Genomic DNA, 19,899 nt, shown 5'->3' with positions numbered 1-19,899 from the left:
TATATTATAAAGTACGATATTAATAGATTCACAAACCCTCAAGGTGGTGAGCAATACATTGATTCATAAAAAAATATATAATGCTAGAAACTTAAAAACAGCGAAAGGCACTTTAATTATTGAAGGTCCTGTCTCTACACATAACTTAGAAATGTATGAGTTTCATCCAGACTTAATTGCGTTTCGTCCTGCCGAGCAACAATATAAAGCAATTGTCGAAATTTCTAAATTACCAGAAGCTCGTCTCATTATTGCTAGACATGACCAAACAATTGTTGGATATGTTACATACTTGTATCCTGATCCACTTGAACGATGGTCAGAAGGAAAAATGGAAAACTTAATTGAGCTTGGGGCAATTGAAGTAGTCCCAGCCTTCCGCGGGAGTTCTGTCGGAAAGAACTTACTAGAGGTTTCTATGATGGACGATTATATGGAAGATTACATTATATTGACGACTGAATATTATTGGCACTGGGATTTGAAACAAACAGGATTGAATGTGTGGGAATACCGAAAAGTAATGGAGAAGATGATGAATGCTGGCGGGTTACAATGGATGGCTACAGACGATCCTGAAATTTGTTCACATCCTGCCAACTGTTTAATGGTCCGCATCGGTAAACGCGTTGATACGGATTCTATTCAAGCTTTTGATCGTCTACGTTTTCACAATCGTTTTATGTATTAATAAAGGGGGCAACTGGAATGATTGTAGAAGAAATTATGAATCAAAATGTAGTTACATTACATCCAAACGATACAATCGAAACAGCAATCCGAACGATACGCACGAAAGGCATTCGGCACATTCCAATTGTCGATCAAAATAATCACGTCGTAGGCATTATTTCTGATCGGGATGTAAGAGATGCAAGTCCGTCTATTCTAGATGAACAAGTTTCACTCGATATGCTACAGCAACCGCTCGAACTTATTATGAAACATCCTGTTATGACTTGCCATCCTCTCGATTTCGTTGAGGAAATTGCTACTTTATTTTTTGAAAATAAAATTGGCTGTCTTCCTGTTACAAAGGCCGGGAAGTTAGTTGGAATCATTTCTGAATCTACAGTATTACACACGTTAGTAAAATTAACAGGAGCACATCAACCAAGTTCGCAAATTGAAATTCAAGTAAAAAACGAACCTGGTATTCTTGGAAAAGTCGTTGCTATTTTTAGTGATTTACAAATAAATATCGTGAGCGTTCTCGTCTATCCAGCAAAAGATGAGAATGATAAAGTACTCGTTTTCCGCATTCAAACGATGAATCCTCTAAAAGTGATTGATGCACTTGAAGCAGAAGGCTACCGCGTATTATGGCCAAACATCATGGGGATGCAGGCATGAGTAGCGCGTTTATTTATTCGGATGACTTCCGGGGCTATTCATTTAGCCCTGATCATCCTTTTAACCAACTGCGCGTCACACTTACGTATGATTTATTACAAAAGGGCGGTTTCATCTCTCCCTCTCAAATCATCTCACCACGGACGGCTACAGATGAAGAAATCGCCTACGTTCATACAGAGGAGTACATAAATGCGGTAAAACGTGCTGGAGAAGGAAAGTTAGAAAAATCAATTGCAATGACATATGGACTCGGAACAGAAGATACACCGATGTTCCCAAATATGCACGAAGCAAGCGCATTGCTCGTTGGTGGTACATTAACAGCTGTCGATGCTGTTCTTTCTGGGAAAGTAAAGCACGCACTTAATTTGGGCGGCGGCTTACATCACGGCTTTCGCGGCAAAGCATCTGGCTTTTGTATTTATAACGACAGTTCTATCGCAATGAAATATATTCAAAAGAAATACGGTTTACGCGTCTTATATATTGATACAGATGCTCATCACGGTGATGGCGTACAGTGGTCGTTTTATGATGACCCTAACGTATGCACAATTTCATTACATGAAACTGGTCGCTATTTATTTCCCGGAACTGGCGCTGTAAATGAACGCGGACAAGGTAATGGCTATAGTTATTCTTTTAACGTTCCACTCGATGCTTTTACAGAAGATGAATCGTTCTTAAAATCATATCGAACTGTTGTAAAAGAAGTTGCAGCGTACTTTAAACCGGATATTATTTTAACGCAAAATGGTGCTGACGCACATTATTATGACCCACTTACACATCTTTGTGCGACAATGAATATTTACCGTGAAATACCGAAGCTCGCTCGTGAAATTGCAAATGAATATTGCGACGGTCGCTGGATCGCTGTCGGTGGCGGTGGCTATGATCACTGGCGCGTCGTTCCAAGAGCTTGGGCACTCATTTGGCTCGAAATGAACAACATCCAAAACATCTCAGGTTATCTCCCTCCAGAATGGATTGAAGCTTGGAAAGGACAAGCAGAAACAGAACTTCCCCTCACATGGGAAGATCCAGACAACATGTATAAACCTATCCCCCGTAAACCAGAAATTGAAGAAAAAAACGCATTAACTGTAGCGAAATCCCTTGAAATTATTCGGAATAATATGACAAAATCTTTGTACTAAACGAAAAGGAGGCTCGTTTTTGAATAGCCTCCTTTTATTTATTGTCGGTTTCTGTCGGTAAGTCGATATATTTTAATAATCGCTGATATATTTCGAAATGCGCCGATATATTTTCATTTCATAACAGCCTGTCCCAACTTTTATGAGAAAAGGTAGTGATATTATGTGGAAACGACAAATGATCCACACGAAACGTGGTACATTTGAACTCTTTACAAAAGGAGATGGCGAATCGCTTTGTATTACACATCACTATTCACAATTTAATGAAACTGGTGATTACTTTGCGGATGTTTTTACTGCTACGCATCGTGTATTTCTCATTAATTTACGAGACGCTGGTAACTCGTTAAAAGCCAATTCAGAAAAAGAATTAAGCATGATTGAAACAATCCACGACTTGGAAGCCATACGAGAAGCATTACAACTTCCAACATGGCATTTCGCTGGCCATTCAACAGGTGGTATGCTTGGACTTTTATATGCAATTACATATCCACATTCCTTACAATCATTAGTCGTAGCAGGAGCTGCAGCAAGTAACTATACCGAAACACCATTCTGCATTTATCACCCAGCACATCCACAGTTTCATTATATGCAAAAACTCATCGAAAACTTAAAAAGCCCTCACCTTACAAATGAAGAACGGAAAGAACTATCTACTAAGAGAACAAAATTATCATTGTATAAACCAGAAAACTACAACTCTTATTTTTGTAAACCAATCAATAAAACAATGTCCATTAGCCGGATGAATGCTTTCGCCAATGAATATCCTTCATTTGATTTAAGAGAGAATTTACCTTCCATCCAAACAAAGACACTTATTATATGCGGAAGATATGATGTACAGTGCCCAATTCAATATTCTATCGAGATACATGATGGGATACGTAATTCTATCTTCATTCCATTCGAAAACAGCAACCATTATCCTTTTTTAGAAGAAGCTGCTCAGTTTACTTCTACTACTCAAACATTTTATAAATCGTTATTACCATTATTATCAATAAAAACTAAACACTGACAAAAAGAAATATTTCACACTAAAAACAACTAAAAAAACAAAAGAAATAACCACTAAACCCACATCAAGTAATACCGACTTTTTATCTCTATCTTTTAAACTTACCTTAGAGCTAGAAATGCTTTTAATTACCCAAAAGATCGCAAAAAAGAACCAACCGAAATGATCATTCGTAGAATCTTCATCATAAAACATTTGTATTGCACCAATAATCAATAAGATAAGTACGATATTAGTTCCAATCTTTAAAGTCTTATTTGATTTATTATCTTTTAATATATCCCCCAACATATAGCTCGCTCCCTATGCTCTCCTCGGTTTTGTTTCTCTTTACATTTTAACACAAATTACCTATTTCTTCCTTTTCATTCGAATAACATACAAAAAACCTGCCAATTACTCGGCAGGTATATTACACATTAAAACGATAACCAGCTCCCCACACTGTTTCAATATATTGCGGGTGAGCAGGATCTCTTTCAATTTTTTCACGTAGTTTTCTAATGTGAACAACAACAGTAGCTAAATCACCAGCTGAGTCTAGTCCCCAAATGCGTTCAAATAACTGTTCTTTATTTAATACTTGGTTTGGATGTGTTACAAAGAATGTTAATAAATCAAATTCCTTCGTTGTAAATGCCACTTCTTCATTGTTTATAAAAACTTTTCTCGCCCGTTGATCGATAGAAATTCCGTGGATGTATAGCGTATCACATTGCTTACTTACATTTCCTGATAATCTTTCATAACGAGAAATATGTGCTTTTACTCTTGCGACTAATTCACTCGGGCTAAACGGCTTCGTTATATAATCATCCGCTCCTAATCCGAGTCCGCGAATTTTATCTATATCTTCTTTTTTTGCTGAAACAAGTAGAATCGGAATATCTTTTACAGCACGTATTTGTTTACAAATTTCGAATCCGTTCATTTTCGGAAGCATAATATCTAAAATAATTAAATCATAGTCTTCTTGCAAGGCTGTTTGTAAACCTATTTCTCCTGAATGCTCTACATCAACTTGGAAATCATTAATTTCTAAATAATCTCGCTGTAATTCTGCAATACTTACTTCATCTTCTATTAGTAAAATTCTTTTCAATTTACTCACCACATTCCTCTACTTTTTCCAATGAGAAGAAAATGCTTGTGCCTTTACCAAGCTCGCTTTCCGCCCAAATTTTCCCGCCATGTTCTTCAACAATTTGCTTCGCTATTGCTAAACCAAGTCCACTTCCACCTGTGCTAGAATTCCGCGATTGTTCTGCACGATAAAAACGTTCAAAGATATAAGGTAGCGTATCAGATTCTATACCTGATCCATTGTCCATCACTTTCACAATAACTTTATTATTATTACTCGATACTGTTACAGTAATTTTCTTCTCTTCTTTATCCATGTATTTCACACTATTATGAATTAAATTTGATATAACTCTATTTATCTTTTCGCAATCAGCCGTTACATATAGTGGTGATGCATGTAATTGCAAGTTAACTTCTATACCTTCTTTACTTAAATCCATTTGCATCTCTTCGATTAACTCTTGCATAAACATATTTAATTCAACCGTTTCAAACTGAAAGGGAACTCGATTCAAATCGAGCTTCGAAAACAAAAAGAGTTCATCAATGAGTGTGTCCATATGTTTTGCCTTCGTATGGATAGTTGTTAAATACTTATCCATTTTTTCTGGCGTATTTGCTACTCCGTCCTTTATTCCTTCTACATATCCGATAATTGATGTAATCGGTGTTTTTAAATCATGAGAGATGTTTGAAATAAGCTCTTTTCGATTTTCTTCATACTGTGTTTGCATCTCTATCGATTCTTTTAATCTCTTCCTCATTTCCTCAAATCCTTGATTTAATTGCCCTATTTCATCGTGTGATGTAACTGGTATTTGAAAATCTAAATTTCCTTCTTTAATTTTCTCCGTTGCGCCTTTCAATACAAAAATTGGTTTTATTACACTTCTTGAAACGAGGTAACTTAATAATCCAATGAGTAAAATGGCTAGTAGTAAGAGAGATACAAATAAGATTGGAAATAATTTTTGTGTAAGATCTACAAATGAACTTTGCTTTTTTAATACAAATATACTTCCCTCTTCTTCCTGAGGAAAATAAAAATCAAACTTTACATATCGATAAAATGTATCGCCTAGTTCCGTTGTACCACGACTATTAATATTTGCTGATTCAAATTTCGGAAGGGCTTCTTTTAAAGATACACTTTCAAATACGTTTGAAGCATATGAAAGTGTTTCTCCTTTTCTTACTACTATTTTCACACCCTCTTTTTCTATTGCTGAGACAAACGACTCATCTAACAATTGAGATTGATGCTGTTTAGCTGCTGACTTCAACTCAAGATAGGCATTCTCTTCTTCTGGTGTAAGCGGCTTTTGAATGTAAGAACTTTTATAGAAATTTTTCACTGCTTCCAAGTCACCTGTTATCGAAAAAACGATTAAAAATCCCGCGACTAATATAAGCGTAATGGAAACGAGGATAACAGCAATATAAGAAAATAAAAACCTTGTTTTAATAGACATATCTTAAATCCTCACTTTACCCCGCATTAACGGGCAGTAAGATCCCGACCTCAAAATTCAGAGAAAGCAAAGAAGTTAAGTGGGGGATCAACTGCCCATAAAAGCCCGATTGGTTCAACTAATAATCAGTGGGGGATGAACAAAACCCCCACTGATTAAAGTTTCACTTTATCAAACCTTATTATTTATAAGCATAAAAATATATGTTCAATTACTCAAGCGATTTTATAGTAATTTTAGCGTCAGTTTATAAAAATTTAATGTTCCTATTTTACAGTTGAAATTAGGAGGTTGAAATTCCATGTTCAAAAAAACATTCAGTATGATATGTTGCGTAATTTTTTTACAAGGATGCTCGCAAGAACAAGAAGTAAAAAAGGAGATGGCAAACATGGAGACTGCACTACTAGCAGCTACTGAAAAAAATGAAACGAATACTGTTATATCTTTACTAAAACAAGGCGCAAATATAAATGCGACGGATAGTCAAGGACGCACTCCGCTTATGATTGCTACATACAAAAATGATGTAAAAACCGCAAAGGCGCTTATCAAAGCCGGTGCGGACGTAAATATTCAAGATGACATGAAAAATAATCCCTTTCTATACGCCGGTGCGGAAGGTTACTTAGACATTTTAAAACTAACAATTGATGCTGGTGCAGATCCTACGATTACAAATCGTTACGGCGGAACAGCTCTTATCCCAGCTTCAGAACATGGCTATATTGACGTCATAAAAGAACTCCTCACTCGAACAAATATTGATGTAAATCATGTAAATAACCTGGGATGGACAGCTTTAATGGAAGCCATCGTACTAAGTAACGGAAACGAAACACAGCAACAAGTCATTTGCCTTCTTATTGAGCACGGTGCAGATGTAAATATTCCAGACAATGATGGTGTTACCCCGCTAGAGCATGCTCGCGCTCATCACTTTGAGGAGATAGAGAAGATTTTGTTAGAAGGCCGTAAGTAAAAAGCTAATTTTTGCCTTCCTCCCCCACCCTATGCTACATTTAAGCCGTTACATTAATATTAATAGGGTGGGAATAAACATGAACAAACCTAAAATTGGGATGATTGGACTTGGAAGTATTGCGCAAAAGGCCTATCTTCCAACACTTACAAAAGAAACTGATTGGAATTTTGTAGGGGCGTTTACACCTAACGCAGAGAAAAGAAAACAAGTTTGCCAGCAATACCGAATTCAAGACTTTCATTCTATTGAAATGTTAGCTTCGGAATGCGATGCAATCTTCGTTCATAGTTCAACTGCATCGCATTATGAAATCGTTTCTGAACTTCTAAAAAAAGGGATCGACGTTTATGTTGATAAACCGCTAGCAGCTACAGTGGAACAAGCTGAGCAACTAGTCGAGTTAAGCGAGAAGTATAACCGAAAATTAATGGTCGGATTTAATCGCAGATTCGTTCCTATGTATGTTGCCGCAAAAGAACAAGCTCATAATATTTCATGGATTCGAATTGAAAAGCATCGCACAAATAAAGTCGGGCCATATACGTACGACTTTACTATGTTAGATGATTATTTACACATTGTAGATACTGCTCGCTGGTTAGCTAATGATGACCTTAACGTCGTTCACAATATGATGCAAATCAATGAAAAGAATGAACTTCTTTACGGACATCATACATATACAACTCCAAGTGGACTGTTACTTTCTACTGCAATGCATCGCCATGCCGGTACAAATTTAGAACAAATTGAACTTGTAACGCCAGGGAAAATCATTCGCGTAAGAAATATGAATACATTTGAAATTGAACAGGAAAACTCAGTTTCACAAAGTGGTTCCCCATCATGGGATACGACGTTAAAACAACGTGGTTTTGAAGATGCTGTTCATCATTTTATTGAGTGTGTACAAGGCGATACAAAGCCCGTTGTAGATGGATTAGAAGGATTAAAAACGCAGCAAATGCTACAATCTTTACTAGATGATGTAAACAAAAATTAAAACGGATACATTTTTCAGAATTTACTTTCATTCCCATTCCCTCTTTATTTCTCTCGTGAATTTCTATAGAATATGTTGATAGGAATTATAAATTTCATAATGAATCGTGGAAAGGATGGGATTAACACATGTGGAACGAGTTTAAAAAATTCGCTTTCAAAGGGAATGTAATCGATTTAGCTGTCGGGGTTGTAATCGGTGCTGCATTCGGTAAAATCGTTAGTTCTTTAGTAAAAGATATCATCACACCATTACTTGGTATGGTATTAGGTGGCGTTGACTTTACAGATTTAAAAATTACATTCGGTAAATCATCTATTATGTATGGTAACTTCATCCAAACTATTTTTGATTTCTTAATTATTGCAGCTGCTATCTTTATGTTTGTTAAAGTTTTCAACAAACTAACATCTAAAAGAGAAGAAGAAAAAGAGGAAGAACTTCCAGAACCAACAAAAGAAGAAGAACTTCTTGGCGAAATTCGCGACTTACTAAAACAGCAAAACTCTTCTAAAGATAGAGCATAATTGAACGGATAAAAAGGCATGTCCCCTCAGGACATGCCTTTTCTATATGCTATAACGTTTCCGAATTCATATGAATAAATAAAATAATACCAGCAACCATAAGTACCATAATGCTACCTGCAAATAGTGTAATACCAATAAACATTAAACTTGTGCTCATATCTACTGATACACTTTCAATAAAAATAGAAATTACATACGTGATAAGGGCAATTCCTGCAAGAATACTTCCTGGAACAAATCGCTTTAAACCATTTTGTTTTAACGTCATATATGCAAAAATAGCAGTCATACAAAGCGTAATTATCCAAAGAACGATCATCTCTTTTCCCCCCTCACAAGCCTTTTCTTTCTATTATACATGACATTGCCCTATAATAGTTAAATTTGCACTTATGTGACATATAACAAGGAATAGCCCCATCTATAGCGAAGGCATTATAACATACACTTATACAATAAGGAGGCTTTCATTTGGAATATACTACTACATATAAATTAGAGCTATCCGAACGATTCGATTATGTTACGATTGACTTAGACAAACAGTTTTTTTACATCGAAGTTGTAAATTTACAAAGTAATATAACTGTACTAAAAATATCAATTAACTTACAAAAAGACGAACCGATGGTAGAGGGAAATATAATTCATTATGATACTTTTCACGTAGATGCATTATTACAAGGATTGAAATATGTTGCTCGAACATGTATTAATCACAATTTAAAAACCAAAAGGAACTGTTTGCATTTTTAGAAGAAAATTAGCTCCAACAAAAAAATGGTTATTTTTCTTTTATTGATATAATTGTTATATAGAAATATTCTTTATAAGGGAGTGTTCATAATGATTTGGATTTCACTAATCGTATTAGCTTATTTTATCATTCTCGTCCCAATACAGTACAACTACATTAAAATGCTCAAAGAAAAACAGAAAAAAATGAGTGTCTCACAAAACGAACTATATGACAACATGTCTTATGAAGAATCCCAAGTACATTACCATTATCAAAGTAACGTATTTACAATACCTGCTTCGCTTGTCGCAAGTATTATTTATAAAGTGAAACATGCAGCATAATCTGTACGCTGTAAAATTATTATTTGAGTCTGTTCATTCTGGTGAGACTGATTCTACGAAAATTGATGAGTATTATGAAGAGAATCACGATACACTTTTTGAAGAAAGTATTATTCTTGTTAAAGCAAACAGTTTGGAAAAAGCTCATGCACTAGGCGAACAAATCGCTATACAGTCTGAGCATACGTACGATAATAAGTACGGCCAGCAAATAACATGGACGTTTCGAAAACTATTGCATGTGTTTGAATTAGACGATACCCCATTTGAAACCGGAAAAGAATTGTATGCAAGATTTTTACACGTTAAGAAAGACGAAATGGTAAATGCAGTCGTACAAAAATACTATCCTGAATACGAATAAAAGCTCACAGCAATCGCTGTGAGCTTTTTTATACTTACTTCGTTGAATCTCTAAATTGGATACGGTGAGGTAAGATAACAGTGTGATCTTCCACTTTTTCTTTGTTCATATACTTTGTTAATAGACGCATTGCTACTGCACCGATATCATACATCGGTTGAACAACTGTTGAAAGCTGCGGACGAACCATTAATGCAAGGCGTGTATTATCGAAACCAAGTACTTCTACGTCAGTTGGTACGTTTAATCCAGCGTCTTGTGCTGCATGGATTACACCTAGTGCCATTTCATCAGAAGATACGAAGATTGCTGTTGGCTTTTCATCATTGCTCCAAAGCTTTTCGAATGCTTCGATACCTGAGTCATATGTGTAATCTCCATCGATTACAAGATTTTCATCATATGAAATACCTGCTTCTTCTAAAGCTTTTTTGTAACCTTGTAACTTCTTCGCGCTTCCCGCTTTATCAATGAAAGGACCAGAGACGAAACCGATACGTTTATGTCCTTGCTCGATAAAGTGCTTCATTGCATCATAAGCTGCTTGTGTATAATCAATATTGACTGATGGCGTTTCATTTTGCTCATCAAATGATGCTGCTAATACAATTGGTACTGGAGATTTTTTAAATTCTTCAATGTGAATGTCTGTAATATCTTCACCCATGAAAACAATTCCGTCCACTTGTTTTCCAAGCATCGTATTTAATAAATGGAACTCTTTCTCTTTGTTTTGGTCAGAGTTACTTAAAATGATGTTATATTTGTACATTGTTGCGATATCTTCAATTCCACGAGCTAGTTCTGCATAAAACGTATTTGAGATATCAGGAATAATAACACCTACTGTAGTTGTCTTCTTACTTGCTAGTCCACGTGCTACCGCATTTGGGCGGTATCCTAAACGATCAATTGCTTCTAATACTTTCTTTCTTGTTGTAGGCTTTACATTTGGGTTACCGTTCACAACGCGTGATACGGTAGCCATTGAAACGTTCGCTTCACGCGCTACATCATATATTGTTACGTTCATCTCATCGTACACTCCTTCTATTTTTGTTATCTATTTTTATGTATCGGTTACTTGAATGAAAAAAAGACATCAACTCTATTTGCAGATGCCACCAATCGTCCCGAGTTCTTCCTTTTACTAATGATACGATAAAAACGCAGGCTCATACAATATTTTCCCGCAAAAGTTTCGAAAAAATTCGCTTCTTTTCTCGTATTTTCGTATTTTTTATGAAAAAAGGGCATTTTTTGTAAAAAAATAGATGTTTCCTTAGTAGAAATCTTATTTTAAGCAGTACGATAGTAAATGAAATTTATATCGGCGATTTTTCGAATATATCGACTGTAACTCGAAATATATCAGCGATTTTCCAAATATATCGACCGCAACTCTAATTATATCAGCGATTTTTTTAATATATCAACTTACCAACAAAAATCGACAATGACAGTCGCTATCCAATAGGAGAAAGCTGTTCCAAAATGCCTTTTTGGAACAGCTCATTAAAAGTTTTTATAATTTACTTCCAAATGATTTTAATTCATTCATAAAATCATTGAACTGCGGTATATTCATTTGTTGCGCTGCATCAGATAAAGCTACAGCTGGATCTGGATGTACTTCAGCCATAATTGCGTCTGCACCAATTGCCATCGCTGCTTTTGCAGTTGGTAAGAGAAGGTCACGTCGCCCTGTAGAATGCGTTACATCGACAACGACAGGTAAATGTGTTTCTTTCTTTAAAATCGGCACAGCGGAAATATCAAGCGTATTACGCGTCGCTCTTTCATACGTGCGAATACCTCGTTCACATAAAATAATGTTCCCATTTCCTTTTGCCATAATATATTCTGCCGCATTAATGAATTCTTCAATCGTTGCTGATAGACCACGTTTTAATAATACTGGTTTATTCACAGCACCAGCTGCCCTTAGCAAATCAAAGTTTTGCATATTGCGAGCGCCAATTTGAATAACATCAACGTAATCTAATGACATCTCAATATCATTCGGATTTAAAATTTCACTAATAACAGCCAAATCATATTCATCTGCTACCTGGCGCAAAATTTGTAATCCCTCTAATCCAAGACCTTGAAAATCATACGGTGAAGTACGTGGTTTAAACGCACCACCACGCATTAATTTCAGACCTTGCCCTTTCATTGCTTCAGCAACTTGACGTACTTGTTCATAACTTTCCACTGCACACGGTCCCATAATAAAATGCTGATTTCCGTCACCAATTTTTTCACCATTAATTTCAACAATCGTATCTTCTGTTTTTTTCTTACGAGAAACAAGTAATGCTTTACGATGATCGTCTTCTTGTAATTCTAAACCAGCTTGAAAAATTTGTTTGAAAATATGTTGTAAAGTCAAAGTTTCAAATGGACCATTATTATTCTCTGCAATTAAATCCAGCATATTTCTTTCACGTACAGGATCAAAACGTTTCACACCTTGTACTTCTTTTAAATTACCAACTTCTTGTACGAGACGACCTCTTTCGTTTAGTAACTCTAATATTTGTAAATTAAGTTGATCAATTTCAGAACGTAAACGACCTAATTGTTGTGATGCCATAAGAAAGCCACCTCTTTCAAATTCCTATATGTTACTTTTTTAAGATAATTTATTATAGCTGATACATATACGATTGTCACACGATATACAGCAAGGAATTACTATCAAAAAACATTATATATTTTCATTTAAAATAAAAAAAAGACAGTTTACATACTGTCTTTTTTTACAAGAAGGAAACAAACGGTTTATCACTGTTTTTCTCTTTTATAATAACGGCCTCAATTTTACTCTCGGACTTGATCTGTAATTGTACTTTCGCATCTTTAGGCAATTTGTCTAACATGCCTTGAGCAGCCAATTGGGTAAGAGCCATTAATTCTGTTTTACCGTTATATTTAATAACAATATTCATATTTAATGTATCCATTTGATCTTTCTTATAAGAAACTTTAGCGTTGACTGGAATAAAATCTCCATTAGAAAAACCTTTTATTTCCTTAGCAAAGTTATTTATTTTTGTATTATCTTCTCCATGTGCTTGTGTAAATTCATCAGAAGGATATGAATACGACTTTTCATCGATCGTACTCCAATTTCCAAGGTTCGTATCATTCTTTTGAACAGTAGCACTAGCAATATACGTACCATTTTTTAAAGAACTTGTACTTTCTTGCTTAAAGATAGCAAACGTAATTGGAGATTTGTTATATTTATCATTTTTGTTAATAGCTTCAATAAGTTGTTTAGCAACTTCAGTCCCTTTAGACATAGCCTCTTCATTCGATACACTTGAAGACATAGCTAAGCCAATCATAACACCAGATAAACTTAATTCATTTGAATTCTGTTTTCCGAAATAATCTTGTTCTATAATATTTGTCAAAACTGGCGCTTCTACTTTCGCAACTAGTTCATCAATTAGTTTCTCTGGAATATACTGGTTTAATTGCAGTACGTGACTCTCTGTATCAAATTGCTGCGTTGCAATATTTATTAAACCATTTTCATACTCTGCTAAATCTAATTTAGAATTTGTTTTTATATTAGCTGTATTAATAACCTTTTGTTCTTTTAAAGGAATAACAGTTCTATAATAATCTTTAGAAACAGCAGTTCTCGGAATCATACTTTTTTCTTTTGTATCTTTTTGTATAACTTCATCCTTCTTACTAATCGTATTACTATTGTTACTACAAGCTCCCAGTAATAAACTTACGACTGCGAAGGATAATGCCATTTTCTTCATTACTTAAAACCTACTTTCAACAATCTAGTTATTTAGTTTGAACTATTAATAGTGTACCACTAAATATATTTCAACAAAAACAAAAAAAAAGAAGCAAGCACCTTTAGCTTGCTTCTTTTTACTTTATATTCTCTTCTAAAGCATCTTTTTTAATATTCCAATGAGATGTATTCCATACTACCATCCCATCTTTTATGTATAACACTTGCGGTGATTCATGTCTAATACTGTATTGTTCTGCAACACGATTTGACACATCTCTCGCATCTTGTACGTATAAGTAATACGCTGGTACTTCTCTTTCTTCGCTGCAATACGCTTGAAATTCTGTGTATGCACCGTGACTAATTGGGCATGTCGTACTGTGTTTAAAAAGAACATACGGCTCGTTCTTTTCTACTAAGACTTCAAGCTCTTCAATTGTTTCAAGTTTTGTCATATTCATCACGATTCACCTCTCATACGAAATCTAGAGCGTTTCTCTTTCTTTTCAGCTTTTTTCTCAATTCTTTCTAATTTACGCTCTTCTTTTTCAACCTTCTTCTCTTGTCTCGACGCACGGTAATGATTGTATACTTCAATCGCCGCACTGCTCCACTGTACAACTTGCGCTACTTTATCAGCGTTATTTTCAATTTCGTCCGTTACAGAGTCTGATACATTACGAAGCTTCGTATTTAAAGATTGGATTGTCGTTCCAATCCCATCTACACCCGCTACCACTTTATTTAATGACTGTGACTTCTGTTGAATATCATCAGCTAACGCATTCGTTTTATGTAATAATTGCTCTGTCTCTACGCTAATTCCTTGCATTTGTTTTTCTAAACCTTCTAACGTGCTTGCAACGTTTTCTAACGTCTTCTGAACCGATAACAACGTTCTACATACATACACTACTAATACTGCGAAAGCAACCGCGATAATAGCCGCACTTACATATAAAAGAACTTGCATTTCATCACTTCCTTTATCTTTTTCATACTTTCCCCTATTATACAATCATTTTCCGTTTCATTCTAATCCCTATCTCATCATTAGAATTTTCATACTTATTCGTTAACTGTAACATAAATCATTCAACAAATTCCACTAAGTAGGTTACAATAGGAGAGGATACATAATTAGTAGGGAGGCTTTACATATGAAAGATCCACGTATTGAAAAGTTAGCATACAATTTAATTAACTACTCTATCCGCTTACAAAAAGGTGAAAAAGTATTAATTGAAAACTTTGGCTTACAAAAAGAACTTGTAACTGCACTTGTAAAAGAAGCATATGCAGCTGGTGGTTTCCCATTCGTCTCTTTAAAAGATCATCAAGTAGATCGCTCTTTATTAATGGGTGCTACTGAAGAACATTTCGAACAAATCGCTGCATATGAAGCAAGCGTAATGAAAGACATGGACGCTTATATCGGCCTTCGCTCTGGCGATAATATTAATGAACAAGCTGACGTTCCAAGTGAGCGTATGAAAGTTCATGGCCAAACAGTTGGTAAAAAAGTTCATAGAGACATTCGCGTTCCAAAAACACGCTGGGTTGTTCTTCGCTACCCAAATGCTTCTATGGCACAGCTTGCTAAAATGAGTACAGAAGCTTTCGAAGACTTCTACTTTGAAGTATGTAACTTAGACTACGGTAAAATGGATAAGGCGATGGACAGCCTTGTTACATTAATGAATAAAACAGATAAAGTTCGTTTAACTGGTCCTGGAACTGACTTAACATTCTCTATTAAAGACATTCCAGCAATTAAATGCTCCGGTCATTTAAACATTCCAGACGGTGAAGTATACTCTGCACCAGTTCGTGATTCTGTTAACGGTACAGTTTCTTACAACACACCATCTCCTTACAACGGTTATACATTTGAAAATGTACAACTTAAGTTCGAGAACGGCCAAATCGTTGAAGCAACTGCAAACGATTCAGAACGCATTAACAAAATCTTCGATACAGACGAAGGCGCACGCTACGTTGGTGAGTTCGCAATCGGCGTAAACCCATACATCTTACATCCAATGGGAGACATCCTATTCGATGAAAAAATCGATGGCAGCTTCCACTTCACTCCTGGACAAGCTTACGACGATGCATGGAACGGTAACAACTCGAACATCCATTGGGACTTAGTATGTATCCAACGCCCTGAATACGGCGGCGGCGAAATTTACTTTGACGACGTACTAATCCGTAAAGACGGGCGCTTCGTTGTACCTGAATTAGAAGCTTTAAACCCAGAGAACTTAAAATAATAAAAAAAACGCTCGGGATTTTTCCGAGCGTTTTTTTTTATTAATACTTTAATAACTCTTTCGCCACATCTTCTGGCACTTTAAAACTCATTTTCTTATTTTTCATTTCAACTTCGACATAAGGGACATCTTTATATACTGTCATCGTACCAATTTCATGTAACTCTTTTTTATCTTTACTCGAATCCAATAATTTCGGTGTATCCTCTTGATACATTGTAAATGTTTTCCCTTGCGGAGTATCTAAAGGAGCCGATTGCATTTTCCACTTATCCATTTTCATGACTTCAAACAGCTTTTCAATTTTTTTCTTATCGGTAATTACTTTTTTCTCACTTGAATCAGTAAGTGATTCAATTTCAACTTTTTGTGCCTTTTCTAAGTTCATATCAGCCTTTTCCTTCTTCGCACTACACCCTATTAAAAGAAAGGATGCAGTTAACAGAAGTAAAAATAACATAAGGGCTTTTTTCATTTCTAATCCCCCTAACTACATAGTGCTACTTTTCTCACTTTTTGTTTGCTGAAAATGAAAATAATATAAAAGCGCCACTGCAATAGTACTTATTAATATTGGTATATATAAGGGCAAATCCCATTTCATATATACTCTAGTGCAAATAGCAAGCACCAGTAATATTTCTAAGCAAAACAAAGGTTTTACGTATTTCATTTCTTACCCACCATTTCTATTTTCACATGTGGATTTTCTTTTTCGATAAGCGCCAAAAATTCATTCATATCTTGCGGCATCGCAACCATATGTACTTTATATGCATTCGTCGTAATTTCAAGAGACTTTCCGACCTGACGTATAATTCTCACATCTTTTAATACAATATCATCATTTAAAATACCGTACTTTAATACGCCATTTTCTACTTTATGTTTTTTAATAAATACTTCCCAAACGAGTGGTACATTTACAATGAAGCATAAACCCATCCCAATCAACGCTGACATCCAATGCGCTTTATTAGTGAAAAGCATGACAATTGGATATATAAACATAAAAACTAACGTAAGGCAAACGAAAATGACTACTGACTTACTTCTTTGAATTGGAAAGTTCATACCTACACCCCCTAATCCAAATTATACCACTATTTCCATTTTGGTTCATAGAAAAAGGCCATTTCTAAATGACCTTTTACACAATGTACCTATAAAATTTCTTATCTACCTGTAGCACCGGAAAGTTTTTCGGCAACTCGTCTATACTCACACTTTGAAAACCATTCTTTTCATAAAAACGATGTGCCGCTAAAAATTTTACTGTTGTTCCTAAGTAAATATCTTTCAATTTTTTATCCTCAGCCCATGAAATTGCTGTTTGAAGCAACATATGTGATGCGCCCCATTCTTTTCCGCGAAACTCTTTTTGTACGAACATTTTTCTTAGCGCTACTTGATGATTCTCAATATCTAATAAAGCTACTGTTCCAACTACTTTACCATCATAAATTGCTACCCAAAAGTTTCCGTGATCCTTTTGATAGAATGTTTCTATTTCAAGTAAATCAGGTTGCTCTTCTTTCGTAATTGAAACATTATACTCTTTTTGCTGAATATGAACGATAAGATCTACTACTTCCTCTTGAAACGTACTTTCATATGGAACAATACGAATCTTCTCGTTCATCGAATCTCTTTCCATTCTGAAGCTAGTAAACTATATACAGCGATATCATGAAAATGATCATATAGCCATTCTTCATCTCGTAAAATACCATCTAACTTAAATCCTAAACGTTCTGGAATTGCGCGGCTTTTCGCATTTCCAACACCACACCGAATTTCAATTTTATTCAGCTTTAAATTTTCAAATGCATAGTGAAGTACAGCCTTTACGCTACGCGTCATAATACCTTTCCCTCCAGCATCTTCTGCAAGATAATACCCAAGACTCGTCGCTTTCTTCCCCCAGCTCACTGGATGAATGCCTACCATCCCAACGAGCTTTCCTTTGTAACGTATACCACTTTCAAAACCGTCTCCCTCTGCAAACTTCTTTAACCACATCGGAAAAATTTCATCATAAGCATCAGCAGATTTTGTCCCATCTACCCAAGGGAGCCATTTCCGTAAATGATTACGGTTTTGATCTAATAATTGATATAATTCCTCTTTATGATGTTTTTCTAGTAATTGTAGTTCGATTTCGTCATCTACTCGGAGTGTGAACATGTTTTTTAATCCCCTTTTTAGTTTTCTTATTATTCTAACATTTATATTTCAAAACGCGTACCAATATATCAACGATTTTTGAAACATATCGAACACAACTCCATATATATCGACGTTTCAACATTAATTCACAACCACGACAACATAAAAAAGACGCACAGCCAAGCTATGCGTCTTTTCTATTATTTCTCTGCAACTTGAACTTCTTTTACGTAAGCCGCTTCGAATTTTTGGATGTCACCTGCGCCCATGAAAATTAGAACGCCGTTTTTATGTTTCTTTAATACATCCGTTGTTGTATCTGTAATTAATTCTGCACCGTCAATACGCTTTTGCAGATCTTCGATTGTTAATTCACCTTTGTTTTCACGTGCTGATCCGAAAATATCACATAAGTATACTTGGTCAGCTTTGCTTAGGCTTTCTGCGAACTCATCTAAGAACTTTTCTGTACGTGAGAATGTATGTGGCTGGAATACAGCGACAATTTCACGCTCTGGATGTTTTTGACGAGCAGCTTCAATCGTTGCATTAATCTCTGTCGGATGGTGTGCGTAGTCATCGATGATTACTTGCTCTCCCATCGGCTTTTCATTAAAGCGACGTTTTACGCCTTCAAAAGTTGTTAATTGATGTTTTACTGCTTCTACATCAACATTTTCATAATGGCAAAGCGCGATTACTGCTAACGCATTTAATACGCTGTGATTGCCGTATCCTGTAATTTTGAACGTATCATAGTACGTGTTACGAACGAATACATCAAATATCGTACCATCTGTTCTCTTTTGAATGTTGCGTGCTTGGAAATCATTATCTTCTCCAAATCCATAGAAAATAACAGGTACTTTCGCTTGAATTTTTTGAAGTTCTTCATCATCTCCACATGCAATAATGCCTTTTTTCACTTGCAATGCCATCTCTTGGAATGCACTGAATACATCATTGATGTCTGCAAAATAATCTGGATGATCAAAATCAATATTCGTCATAATTGCATAGTCTGGATTATAAGACAAGAAATGACGACGATACTCACAAGCTTCAAATACAAAATACTTACTATTTTCTACCCCATGCCCTGTTCCATCTCCAATAAGGTAAGATGTTGGGTGTGCACCTTGCATTACATGGGCTAACAAACCTGTTGTTGATGTTTTTCCGTGTGCACCAGTTACAGCAACACTTGTGTATTGGCTCATCAGGTCACCTAAGAAATGATGGTAACGATGGACTGGGATGTTTAATTCTTTTGCTGCTACGATTTCTTCATGCGTATCAGGAAATGCATTTCCTGCAATAATCACTTGTCCTTCTTCTACATTATTCTTATCAAAAGGAAGGATCGAGATACTACGCTTTTCCAACGCTGTTTGTGTAAAGAAACGCTTTTCATAATCAGACCCTTGAACAGTATGCTTCATATCATGAAGAATTTGCGCTAATGAACTCATTCCTGTTCCTTTAATTCCTACAAAATGGTAAACTGTCATCTTAAAGAACCTCCAACATTTCGAACTAATACAACGGCCTATCTATAAGACAGTATATGAATCTTTTCTTATTTTGGTAATCATCATACATTTTTGATGTAG

At 35.5% G+C, this 19,899-nt stretch carries 25 protein-coding genes and 1 pseudogene; 11 read left to right on the top strand and 15 right to left on the bottom strand.

The window, feature by feature from the left end; genetic code table 11:
* Window positions 1-58: 58 nt before the first annotated feature.
* The 4 genes from acuA to IQ781_RS19665 all read left to right on the top strand — a co-directional run bounded on the left by acuA (window position 59) and on the right by IQ781_RS19665 (window position 3,546).
* Window positions 59-691 (top strand): acetoin utilization protein acetyltransferase AcuA, encoded by a 633-nt coding sequence (acuA, locus tag IQ781_RS19680; RefSeq protein WP_000581388.1) that lies wholly within the window; start codon window positions 59-61, stop codon window positions 689-691.
* A gap of 17 nt (window positions 692-708) precedes the next feature.
* Window positions 709-1,353 (top strand): acetoin utilization AcuB family protein, encoded by a 645-nt coding sequence (locus IQ781_RS19675; RefSeq protein ID WP_000634583.1) that lies wholly within the window; start codon window positions 709-711, stop codon window positions 1,351-1,353.
* Complete coding sequence (acuC, locus tag IQ781_RS19670; protein ID WP_000092832.1) at window positions 1,350-2,516, top strand: acetoin utilization protein AcuC; 1,167 nt, start codon at window positions 1,350-1,352, stop codon at window positions 2,514-2,516. The genes IQ781_RS19675 and acuC overlap by 4 nt, the downstream gene beginning before the upstream one ends.
* A 142-nt stretch (window positions 2,517-2,658) precedes the next feature.
* Window positions 2,659-3,546, top strand: coding sequence for an alpha/beta fold hydrolase (locus IQ781_RS19665; RefSeq protein WP_002041890.1), 888 nt, complete (start codon window positions 2,659-2,661; stop codon window positions 3,544-3,546).
* On the opposite strand, the gene IQ781_RS19660 is transcribed toward IQ781_RS19665, so the two are convergent.
* The 3 genes from IQ781_RS19660 to IQ781_RS19650 all read right to left on the bottom strand — a co-directional run bounded on the left by IQ781_RS19660 (window position 3,526) and on the right by IQ781_RS19650 (window position 6,104).
* The gene (locus tag IQ781_RS19660; protein WP_050228992.1) at window positions 3,526-3,837 is read right to left on the bottom strand and encodes a hypothetical protein; all 312 of its coding nucleotides are present in this window, start codon (window positions 3,835-3,837) and stop codon (window positions 3,526-3,528) included. The genes IQ781_RS19665 and IQ781_RS19660 overlap by 21 nt on opposite strands.
* A 121-nt stretch (window positions 3,838-3,958) precedes the next feature.
* Window positions 3,959-4,648 carry a response regulator transcription factor gene (locus IQ781_RS19655; RefSeq protein WP_139846865.1) on the bottom strand — a complete coding sequence of 230 codons (690 nt, stop codon included), beginning with the start codon at window positions 4,646-4,648 and terminating at the stop codon, window positions 3,959-3,961.
* A 1-nt stretch (window position 4,649) separates the two neighbouring features.
* Window positions 4,650-6,104 (bottom strand): sensor histidine kinase, encoded by a 1,455-nt coding sequence (locus tag IQ781_RS19650; RefSeq protein WP_000023870.1) that lies wholly within the window; start codon window positions 6,102-6,104, stop codon window positions 4,650-4,652.
* Between the two features lie 301 nt (window positions 6,105-6,405).
* Between IQ781_RS19650 and IQ781_RS19645 the strand changes: the two genes are divergently transcribed.
* The 3 genes from IQ781_RS19645 to mscL all read left to right on the top strand — a co-directional run bounded on the left by IQ781_RS19645 (window position 6,406) and on the right by mscL (window position 8,619).
* Entirely contained in the window at window positions 6,406-7,086 is a 681-nt protein-coding gene (locus tag IQ781_RS19645) for an ankyrin repeat domain-containing protein (RefSeq protein WP_139846842.1), read from the top strand.
* Between the two features lie 79 nt (window positions 7,087-7,165).
* A complete protein-coding gene (locus IQ781_RS19640; protein WP_139846840.1) occupies window positions 7,166-8,092 on the top strand; it encodes a Gfo/Idh/MocA family protein in 927 nt (308 codons plus the stop codon).
* 128 nt (window positions 8,093-8,220) lie between these two features.
* The gene (gene mscL / locus IQ781_RS19635) at window positions 8,221-8,619 is read left to right on the top strand and encodes a large-conductance mechanosensitive channel protein MscL (RefSeq protein ID WP_000267003.1); all 399 of its coding nucleotides are present in this window, start codon (window positions 8,221-8,223) and stop codon (window positions 8,617-8,619) included.
* Window positions 8,620-8,668: 49 nt separating this feature from the next.
* Here the strand turns inward: mscL and IQ781_RS19630 are convergent, their stop codons facing one another.
* Window positions 8,669-8,941, bottom strand: coding sequence for a DUF3917 domain-containing protein (locus IQ781_RS19630; RefSeq protein ID WP_000636589.1), 273 nt, complete (start codon window positions 8,939-8,941; stop codon window positions 8,669-8,671).
* A 152-nt stretch (window positions 8,942-9,093) separates the two neighbouring features.
* Here IQ781_RS19630 and dhp61 point away from each other — a divergent pair.
* From dhp61 to IQ781_RS19615, 3 genes and pseudogenes are all read left to right on the top strand, one after another.
* Window positions 9,094-9,389, top strand: a pseudogene (gene dhp61 / locus IQ781_RS19625) (protein Dhp61).
* A 79-nt stretch (window positions 9,390-9,468) separates the two neighbouring features.
* Complete coding sequence (locus IQ781_RS19620; RefSeq protein ID WP_000637902.1) at window positions 9,469-9,705, top strand: DUF3949 domain-containing protein; 237 nt, start codon at window positions 9,469-9,471, stop codon at window positions 9,703-9,705.
* A gap of 1 nt (window position 9,706) precedes the next feature.
* Entirely contained in the window at window positions 9,707-10,069 is a 363-nt protein-coding gene (locus IQ781_RS19615) for a DUF4288 domain-containing protein (protein WP_033693599.1), read from the top strand.
* 34 nt (window positions 10,070-10,103) lie between these two features.
* On the opposite strand, the gene ccpA is transcribed toward IQ781_RS19615, so the two are convergent.
* From ccpA to IQ781_RS19590, 5 genes are all read right to left on the bottom strand, one after another.
* The gene (gene ccpA, locus IQ781_RS19610; RefSeq protein WP_001103297.1) at window positions 10,104-11,102 is read right to left on the bottom strand and encodes a catabolite control protein A; all 999 of its coding nucleotides are present in this window, start codon (window positions 11,100-11,102) and stop codon (window positions 10,104-10,106) included.
* Between the two features lie 492 nt (window positions 11,103-11,594).
* Window positions 11,595-12,668: a bifunctional 3-deoxy-7-phosphoheptulonate synthase/chorismate mutase gene (locus tag IQ781_RS19605; RefSeq protein WP_139846839.1), complete on the bottom strand. Its 1,074-nt coding sequence runs from the start codon at window positions 12,666-12,668 to the stop codon at window positions 11,595-11,597.
* Between the two features lie 166 nt (window positions 12,669-12,834).
* Entirely contained in the window at window positions 12,835-13,857 is a 1,023-nt protein-coding gene (locus tag IQ781_RS19600) for a CamS family sex pheromone protein (RefSeq protein WP_000738025.1), read from the bottom strand.
* A gap of 118 nt (window positions 13,858-13,975) precedes the next feature.
* Entirely contained in the window at window positions 13,976-14,302 is a 327-nt protein-coding gene (gene ytxJ / locus IQ781_RS19595) for a bacillithiol system redox-active protein YtxJ (RefSeq protein ID WP_001057469.1), read from the bottom strand.
* A complete protein-coding gene (locus tag IQ781_RS19590; RefSeq protein ID WP_001197720.1) occupies window positions 14,302-14,814 on the bottom strand; it encodes a DUF948 domain-containing protein in 513 nt (170 codons plus the stop codon). Before IQ781_RS19590 ends, ytxJ begins: the two co-directional genes overlap by 1 nt.
* A gap of 187 nt (window positions 14,815-15,001) precedes the next feature.
* On the opposite strand from IQ781_RS19590, the gene IQ781_RS19585 reads away from it, so the two are divergent.
* Window positions 15,002-16,117 carry an aminopeptidase gene (locus IQ781_RS19585; RefSeq protein WP_000654729.1) on the top strand — a complete coding sequence of 372 codons (1,116 nt, stop codon included), beginning with the start codon at window positions 15,002-15,004 and terminating at the stop codon, window positions 16,115-16,117.
* A 40-nt stretch (window positions 16,118-16,157) separates the two neighbouring features.
* Here the strand turns inward: IQ781_RS19585 and IQ781_RS19580 are convergent, their stop codons facing one another.
* The 6 genes from IQ781_RS19580 to murC form a co-directional block, all read right to left on the bottom strand.
* A complete protein-coding gene (locus tag IQ781_RS19580; protein WP_000709855.1) occupies window positions 16,158-16,592 on the bottom strand; it encodes a hypothetical protein in 435 nt (144 codons plus the stop codon).
* 15 nt (window positions 16,593-16,607) lie between these two features.
* Entirely contained in the window at window positions 16,608-16,790 is a 183-nt protein-coding gene (locus IQ781_RS19575) for a hypothetical protein (RefSeq protein WP_000878355.1), read from the bottom strand.
* Entirely contained in the window at window positions 16,787-17,191 is a 405-nt protein-coding gene (locus IQ781_RS19570) for a PH domain-containing protein (RefSeq protein WP_001010641.1), read from the bottom strand. Before IQ781_RS19570 ends, IQ781_RS19575 begins: the two co-directional genes overlap by 4 nt.
* Before the next feature lie 76 nt (window positions 17,192-17,267).
* Window positions 17,268-17,759: a GNAT family N-acetyltransferase gene (locus tag IQ781_RS19565; protein ID WP_001003163.1), complete on the bottom strand. Its 492-nt coding sequence runs from the start codon at window positions 17,757-17,759 to the stop codon at window positions 17,268-17,270.
* The gene (locus IQ781_RS19560; RefSeq protein ID WP_000494681.1) at window positions 17,756-18,304 is read right to left on the bottom strand and encodes a GNAT family N-acetyltransferase; all 549 of its coding nucleotides are present in this window, start codon (window positions 18,302-18,304) and stop codon (window positions 17,756-17,758) included. Before IQ781_RS19560 ends, IQ781_RS19565 begins: the two co-directional genes overlap by 4 nt.
* 182 nt (window positions 18,305-18,486) lie before the next feature.
* Window positions 18,487-19,797, bottom strand: coding sequence for a UDP-N-acetylmuramate--L-alanine ligase (murC, locus tag IQ781_RS19555; RefSeq protein WP_000219468.1), 1,311 nt, complete (start codon window positions 19,795-19,797; stop codon window positions 18,487-18,489).
* Window positions 19,798-19,899 lie beyond the last annotated feature (102 nt).

The sequence above is a fragment of the Bacillus sp. N447-1 genome (assembly GCF_022701035.1).
Lineage (GTDB): Bacteria > Bacillota > Bacilli > Bacillales > Bacillaceae_G > Bacillus_A > Bacillus_A cereus.
Note: the sequence above shows the minus strand (reverse complement) of the source record. Positions and strands in the feature narration are given on the sequence as shown.